5 protein-coding genes are annotated in these 7,841 nt (G+C 43.0%); 2 read left to right on the top strand and 3 right to left on the bottom strand.

Annotation, left to right across the window (positions count from 1 at the left end; genetic code table 11):
• Nucleotides 1-72 precede the first annotated feature (72 nt).
• The 3 genes from CIK87_RS07280 to CIK87_RS07270 all read right to left on the bottom strand — a co-directional run bounded on the left by CIK87_RS07280 (nucleotide 73) and on the right by CIK87_RS07270 (nucleotide 4,500).
• On the bottom strand, nucleotides 73-1,134 hold the full coding sequence (locus tag CIK87_RS07280) for an AAA family ATPase (protein WP_094386634.1): 1,062 nt from the start codon (nucleotides 1,132-1,134) through the stop codon (nucleotides 73-75).
• 1 nt (nucleotide 1,135) lies between these two features.
• Complete coding sequence (locus tag CIK87_RS07275) at nucleotides 1,136-2,812, bottom strand: hypothetical protein (protein WP_094386633.1); 1,677 nt, start codon at nucleotides 2,810-2,812, stop codon at nucleotides 1,136-1,138.
• Nucleotides 2,813-3,195: 383 nt separating this feature from the next.
• Nucleotides 3,196-4,500 carry a hypothetical protein gene (locus CIK87_RS07270; protein WP_094386632.1) on the bottom strand — a complete coding sequence of 435 codons (1,305 nt, stop codon included), beginning with the start codon at nucleotides 4,498-4,500 and terminating at the stop codon, nucleotides 3,196-3,198.
• Between the two features lie 996 nt (nucleotides 4,501-5,496).
• Here CIK87_RS07270 and CIK87_RS07265 point away from each other — a divergent pair.
• Together CIK87_RS07265 and CIK87_RS07260 are read left to right on the top strand one after the other, a co-directional pair.
• The gene (locus tag CIK87_RS07265) at nucleotides 5,497-6,510 is read left to right on the top strand and encodes a serine/threonine-protein kinase (protein ID WP_094386631.1); all 1,014 of its coding nucleotides are present in this window, start codon (nucleotides 5,497-5,499) and stop codon (nucleotides 6,508-6,510) included.
• A complete protein-coding gene (locus CIK87_RS07260) occupies nucleotides 6,507-7,655 on the top strand; it encodes a hypothetical protein (RefSeq protein ID WP_094386630.1) in 1,149 nt (382 codons plus the stop codon). Before CIK87_RS07265 ends, CIK87_RS07260 begins: the two co-directional genes overlap by 4 nt.
• Nucleotides 7,656-7,841: the final 186 nt, after the last annotated feature.

Here is a 7,841-nt window from a genome sequence, read left to right as displayed (position 1 = left end):
TTATTTACAAACTTTATGTCACAGTTTCGCATCGGAGTATATTCTTTTTTTCGTGGTAAAGTTAGTAAATATTTATAAATCAAGCATATACAAAGCTGTTTTTCTAATGGCGGTCATTAGAAAATGACAAGAAACTTTTTCTAATGACCGATTTGGGATAAACCATGAGTTCATATCAAACTTCTCGTTCAGCAGGTCTTGGTTGTCGTCAGTTCCATCAGGAGTCTGTCGCCATTCTTTCTCAAGCCAGTTCTTGACGGTCATGCCCTTGGGCACATTGGTTCTTAGGAATGCCTTCAGTTCATCCTTTCTGTCCAACTCCAGACCAGCAAACTTAATGATATCAATCTTATACTTTGCCTTTGGGATGTTGAGCATGCTGCGTTCTTCGATTTCGCCATGGATATTGACTTCATCTACTATCGATTTCAGAATGTCGATGGTCGATATCTCGAGCGTGTCGACCGCCTTGAGCACCTGGTCCTTCATGCTCATATCCACCAGATTGTCCTTGATGTATTCATCCACTGCACTGGCAGTCAGATTTCCAAACTGCTTGATATAGCGAATTCGTCCCGGCCGTCCGAGAAGGTTGGGATCCAGATGTAGATTGTTGGTTGTGAGAAGATATAGTTTGCGTTTCTCATTGTATACGCCGTCTATCATTTTCAGCAGCACCTCTCCTTCGTCTTTGAATGTCTTCTCGGCGTCGTCGATAAGTACTGTGCATTCAAAGCACAGAGACTGGATGAAATTCTGCAACCCTGGATATGCGGCGTCTACGATGACAACGGGCATACCCATACGATTGCTCAGAATCTTGGCGGCGATGGTCTTGCCGGTTCCCTTCAGGCCATTAAAGATTACGCCAAGATTTTTCTGGCCATTGACAAATACATCCGAATTCCAAGTCTTCTCAACTTTGTCCATAATGTCGTCTATCCCGAGGTTATAAATCTTGAAGTTGAATTGGAAGGCATCTGCGATGTTGACCAGTCCAAGACGAGAGCCCCCCATGCTTTTCTCTTGAAAGATTTGAAATACGCCAGTTCCAGGTGTCACATGAAGTGTCGTATTTCCGGGGATAGGGTAGTAGACCCAATTCTCCAAAATCCATTTTTGTTTTATTTCCATATTAGTGTGTGTTTGATATATTGTTAATGAAATCTGCGTTTATTTCCTGTTCTTCGCCAATGACTACTTTGCCGGTATATGGCTTCAGTGAGAACGGGCTGTCGTCATGGAGACCAGGCTTGAATTCTCTCCAGAACATTTCGTCTCTATCTAGCTCCCGTCCGTAGCGACACCCTTTCTTGCGCATCGCGATTTCCAGTTCTGAGAGCACCACCTGGCCATCCACAGACCAATCCATGTACTCGTAGAGCTTTTTCAGCAGGGAGAGAAAGTCCAGCGCTGTGCATCGCGACTTGACATAGTTGGGTGTTGTGCCATTGTTCAGTAGCCATGTTATTTTACGGGCTGCAAACTGCAGCTGCTTTTCTGTCAGTGCTACCGGGTTGTTGGCATCTCCCTGTAGGGTCGACTCCAGCAGGGAGCGGCATGTGTACCAGAGCGTATCCAGGCAGTGGAATCCGATGCTTTTCAAATAGTCATATTTGTTAATTTCTTCATCTGGGGTCAGCTGGGTGTCTACATTGCAGCTGATATGACAACCTTCCAGTATTTCGCGATGTATGGCGTCTGCCAGTTTCTCGTCGTTTATGCGGATATGGTCGATGTGGGAGTCAAGTTGTTTCTTCAGTTCCATAAGATTGGATACATCCGAGCGGCGTAGCCCATTCACCCATTTCATTTCTGCCGAACTTGGCCATCTGTCTGTAAAGTAATGTATCTGCAGCACTTCGATTTCGTCTTTGCCCAAGGCCTCGTCATAGCCGATTCCGATACGCAACCAGTCTTCGACATTGAATCTGCTTTCAATACCTTTATGCTTGTAGAAGTCCGAATTGTCGCTGTAGATTAACCAGAATTTCTTCAGCTCTTCCAGTGATATCGTTGACTCTGGGTGAATCCATACTTTGGTGATGAATTTCCAACTTGAGCCATACGCATTGAGCATACAGAGCTGGTTGACACAGTCTTCGACAGAATTTTCTTCACACGACGACGCGATGAAGCCCTCATAGATATAAGTGGATAGGCTGTCAATGCCGTCCAGGGCATCGTCGGGCATGGGCACTACCTCGCAGTTGCCAATAATTGTAGATAGGTCATTTTTGGCGAACCTGTCTATTTCAACCCACTTATGCCCATACTTGATACAGTTGGCGTTCTTCTTTTTTTCGACCAATTGCCTTGTGACAATCACATTTGTACACTGCTTTTCATCAATATAGAATGGCTCGTCATCACAATTGCTACCCTCAATATTGTCGTAGTCGGTTAAAACCTCCTTTCCAGAATGGGTGAAATAGTGAAAGCCATCCTCGTTTTTGACATACACGACATCGTAGGGCTTCCAGTCCTTGACGCAGTCATAGATGGCAGGTAAAATAATATTTCCACTTTTGTTCTTTACCCCCATCTTCCCGTCTTCATAGAATATGGCGTCATTGGCATCAAAGCTGCATTGTTCTACCATCTCTGATGGATAGTATTTGGTTACCGTGTCGCCCGTTCGGGTGTACACATGGTCTTTACAGAGTTCTATCTGGTCGCAGGTTGCTTCTAGGATAATCTTGCCCTGAGCATCCTTAAGTCCCAGTCTGCCGTCTTTCTCAAATTTTTGTCCATCCCTGGAGCGATGCCAGACTTGTTGGGTGTCGCTCCACTGAATAGCTATTTTCTTCATTGTAATTCTCGTTTTTGTGAAGTTCTTTGGGTTATTGTTCTTTCTTTGTTCTGTAGTGTGTGCCGATGACGGCTTCCTGCTCAAGTCCCTTCTAAAGTCATTTTCGGGTCATGATTTATATGATTGACGGTGCGAACTGTCTGTTGCAGGGCATGAATTCCCCGATTCATACTTCTAATTCATTTTGTCTGAGCCCATGATTATGAATCTGTCGGTCCATCATGCAGCATGTGGCGTCTCGTAGTTGATATTTGTGGTGTCCAGAGTCGTATATATAAAAAATACTCCGCAAAGGTATGTAAAAATACCCTTGCGGAGAAATGTAATATACGTATAAGATAAATTCTTTTGCCTGTAAGTATGTGTGGGCTACGCCGTGACGGTCATTCCAAGGCCAATCCCATCAACTGGTCAAACCTGTCAAGCAGAAACTGCAGCTCATGGGGTATGATGATATTCTCGGGAGATATCTTGATGTCATAATACGAGTCACCTATTTCATCTTCTATTGTGTTGACGACGCAGTAGTACAGGCCAGGGTTCTCCTCGCCAAGAGCCTTCGCAATACTGCTGTTAGATTGGGTTTTTCCTTGGTGGAGAGGGCGTCCGGATTTTGCTTTTTCTATCCAATCGGCATAATCTCGTCCATCGTTAGGGAAAATGGCATCATATACGGCTTTGAGCCAATTGGTAGATGTGCCTCTCTTGAACCTACTCTTATGGCTTTGGCCCTTAGAGTTGTGATAAAACTCATGCAAGTACATCTTCTCACCTATTTTCTTTCTTAGAAGCGTACAGAGATATAGCATTCTCTGGTCTTTGCTGCCAAAGCGCACGGGATGTGCCTCTTGATGGTTTACCATGAAGACTACACCATAATCTTTCTTTTCCCTGCCGTTCTTGAGCACCCTTTTCACAATCTGCTTGACCTCTACCGAGACTGTCAGGGGTACTTGTGGAGGTGTGCGCTGACGCAAGTCGCGTTTCAGGGCGGTCGCGCGGCTTGCGTCATATAGTCCCGTTACGATTGCGTCAGATGTGCTTCTATCGGGAGCCCCAGTATAGCTCTCTATGCTGGGTGCAATAGATTCAGGCGTGTTGGCATTCACTGCCGCTTGACCATTTATTGTGCTCTCCTGCGACATCTTGTCCTTTGGATTCTCGATGATGTCTTTTTCTGTCGTTGAGATAGGTCCACCCTTGGGCTTAATCCCTTCTGTAGTCATTGCGTCATAGAATGTCTTCTGCATCTGCTGTAGCGACAATATCCTTTCTATCGACACATCTCCCTGCAGTAATAACGTCTCAATCTTCTTGGATAAAGAGTCAAAGTTCTTCTTGCATACGCCGCCCACAAATTTTTGTATAGCGCTACCTACCTCAGCGTCATTGAGGTTGAAATTGATCTTGCGTACAGCATAATAGAAGCTATTGTCGGTATTGTCTATGAGGCGCACAATCATATTGTAGCGCTTGATGTAGTTAGCCAATTCGGTCGATATCTCGTTGTTCTGCTTGTCAATGTGCTCAATGGTCCGAAACTTGAAGAGGTTGCGTGTGAACGCATGGCGTCTGTTCATTCGGTTAACAGCAGCTGCTCTTTCTTTACAGTCTTCTGAAGACATGACAAGGTAAATCATAAGAGGGTGAAGATTAATCTGTCTTTGTTCGTCTTTGATGATATTCATATAATTGCTTTTTATGATTTCACTTCTGCGGTAGGTCTGGATGGGATCGTACTCATGCCAACGATATGAGCGCCGGTCTATACTACGACTGCCAACAGCGGGCGCATGATGCCTGATGTCGCTATCTCTGTCATTTGTTTCGGCTTGATACGGGCTTTGTTAGTCAATTTCATCATTTACGGCGTTTATGTGGTTTTCATACCTATATTAATAACAGCGGTAAAGTTAGACATTTTTTTTGATATATCTCATCAATGTCCTGTTTTTTATGCTGCTAATTGGCAAATTGGCATAAGAGTATGACATTTGTTCCGCACGAGAATGTATCTTCTGCATAATCCAAGACCATATCCCAATATGTAAATCCATCAATCTGTGAGCTATATTGTAATTATATCATCACTCTCATAGATTGTCCTAAATCGCTCATTGGACTTCAATTCATATTGGTGTCGGTTTTGAACTGCCTGTTTCTGGTTGGGTTGAAGGTGTAGCGGGCTATGACGGAACTCATACAGAGGAAAGATGTCCCTAGTTAAGTTCACGGAAGTTAGGAAAAACTTGCAGACTAACTTAATTCGGTCTAATGACCGATTGGTTGATGACTATGGTTGAGATATAATCGCCCATTTGTAGTTTTATCAGAGCGTTATATAAATTCTTGGTCTTTGCCGTGCTTACATAGAATTGCATGTACTGTAAAAAAAACTTAATTGTATGTCATAAAAACGCCTTGCATTGGATGGTTTATTGCAAATATAATTATCTTTGCAGGAGCGGGGCGATATGGAATCGAAAATGATATATACGTTGATACGCATGTAAACTATGAATCATTCGCAAATGACTCGCGCCTCCTATTGATGTATCTGACCGATTCTGATGCTAATAAACTAATCTTGGTCATCCATAGGACAATGGTGACAAGACATGCATGTTGTCCAGAGTGTTGAATGACATCTTGGCAATGATATTTACAATACTAAACTTATTACTATGTTTCTAGATGTATTACCGTTTCAGCCCCCTTTGCATAAAGGTGATGTCATAGATGGGGTTAGAATTGTCAGCGACGCCGTTAACGTTGGTGGTTTCGGGCGTGTTTATAGAGCTGTAGGCTGTATGGACAACCCTTCTGTGCAGTATGCAGTTAAGGAGTTCTGCGTTACTTTCAAGGATATATATGATGAAGGGGCACCTGTGGGGCAATATACTCGGATGCGGGATTACCATAATTTAAGACAACTGACGGAGAGATTCTTTACAGAGGCCAAATTGCTTTATTTGGTAGGTTGTGATGAGTCGTGTGGCCGACATGTGCCTCGTATAGATGGCTTACCCCATAATCGGTCGCACAGGCTCTATTATGTGATGGAATATGTTGAAGGCCCTACGGTGAGAGAGGAAATTCGAAACCACGGGAAAATGGAACAAATGCGGGTTGTGGCTCTTATTAAACAAGTCGGCGCAGTCGTGAAAAGAGCCCACAACATGGGACTCATGCACGGTGATATTTCCCCCAACAATATAATTTTGCGGAATGGATGTGATGATGCGGTTCTCATAGATTTTGGCAATGCCAGAAGTTATGACGATGCATTGGCTCTTGCTTCGATGACAGATGATGTTCGCTCAGGATTCAATCCTTATCAAGAAGCGCTTGATAGAGTCTCTCAACCATTGGATGAGTCTGATGAATTCCCTGATGAAACTATAGGAATAGGAACCCCGGCATATGTGGCCCCAGAATTGTATTTGACAAAGCCGAGGCGTGATGTGTACTCGTTAGCGGCAACCATGTATTTCATGCTCACAGGGAAAAATCCTGTTTATGGGAACAAGAGAATGAAAGAAAGTCTTGAACTGAATCATGTGTCAAAGCCGATTATAGGTGCGATAATGCATGCACTGGATTGTTCTCGTGATTCACGTAATTTAGACATGTCTGCGTTTATGCAGGAACTTGAAAGACCTATTTCAGCTGACAACCAATCAAAATCTGTGTTATGATAATAATAAATGACAAGAACAGGATTCTAAACCTGAACCACCTGGCCATATATATAATGCTTTCTGAAAGCGAAGAAAGAGAATATGGCAAGAAACTCAGCCATCTTAATAATGATGTGTCGTTGACGAAAGGAATATTTCAATTTGCCATAGTAAAAAAAGGAACAACTCCTTATGAGGAATTGCCTGAAGACATGAAGCGTGCAACTAAGATATGCAATGTAATGATAAGACTCGTGAATAGTATACACGAGACTTATTGTTATGGTCTTGATGTTATAAATCTTGACAAAGCTATAGTAGACGTTAAGGCAGGACTCAATTCGTTTATAGTAGCCGTCTGCGAGGCGAATGTCAGGCAGTTGGAAATCCTTGAAGATCGTTCTACTGGGTCTTCAATTAGGGCCATGAAGATGTATAGGGATAATGCCATCGTTAAAGAGATGTTTGAAATGGTGCTTGAGGGTAATGTATGTAATAGGGGAGTGGCTCCGGCGGTCTTGGAGCGTACTACGGATTCCACCGACATGGCAGAATCTTCGGAAATCGTAATTGAAGCATTGGGTGCCAGATCTGCGCGTAAGATAAGCATGGAACTTTATGAACGCAACAGAACCGGTAGTTCGGTAAACATAACTCTTTCAATTACAAGTGTTCCTACGGGTGGTAAGCCGTTGAAGAATGGAAAAAAGAAGACTGGTTGGGGATTTGATATATGTATCAAGGGAGAACATATGCCGGTCTATTTCGGGTCAACAGACCAGACTTTCCTTTATGCTGCAGTGTTGATGGCATCTATTGAGGGATATCCTTTAGGCAGAAGGCATTTCTTTAATGCTACCGACCAACAGATAGCCTGGCTTCGCCAGAAGTATTCTGCTTTTTGTTTCTCCAATGATTTCAGAGATTGGTATACAGTCGTTGGCAAAAACTCCGCTCATCGTATAGATGATGCTGTTTCCAAGATAAAGGGAGCATTATGGGATGTGCTGTCTGATAACTATAAAGAAGCATATTATTATCTATGTATAACTACAGTCAACAATGATAGTCGAACTAACCCACAGTCAAGATATAAAGTACGTCTCGGTACAAAGAAAATTATAATAGACCCTGTTATAAAAGAGAGAATAGAAAATAGTTAGTAATTGCTGTCGGTCAAAACTCTTTTTGAGCAACCAATATATGGGCTGGATTCCTCTCATGGACTCCAGCCCTATTACATTGCTTTGTTAACAGCAAACCTCTCTACGCATTTGGAAATGTACAAGATGCATATAGTCGGATGATTGCGAATATTCATACTCACCATCCCCTAGCGACGTTGTAAG

This window comes from Prevotella sp. P5-64 (genome assembly GCF_002251285.1).
Classification (GTDB): domain Bacteria; phylum Bacteroidota; class Bacteroidia; order Bacteroidales; family Bacteroidaceae; genus Prevotella.
This window is presented reverse-complemented; position numbering and strand designations above follow the sequence as displayed.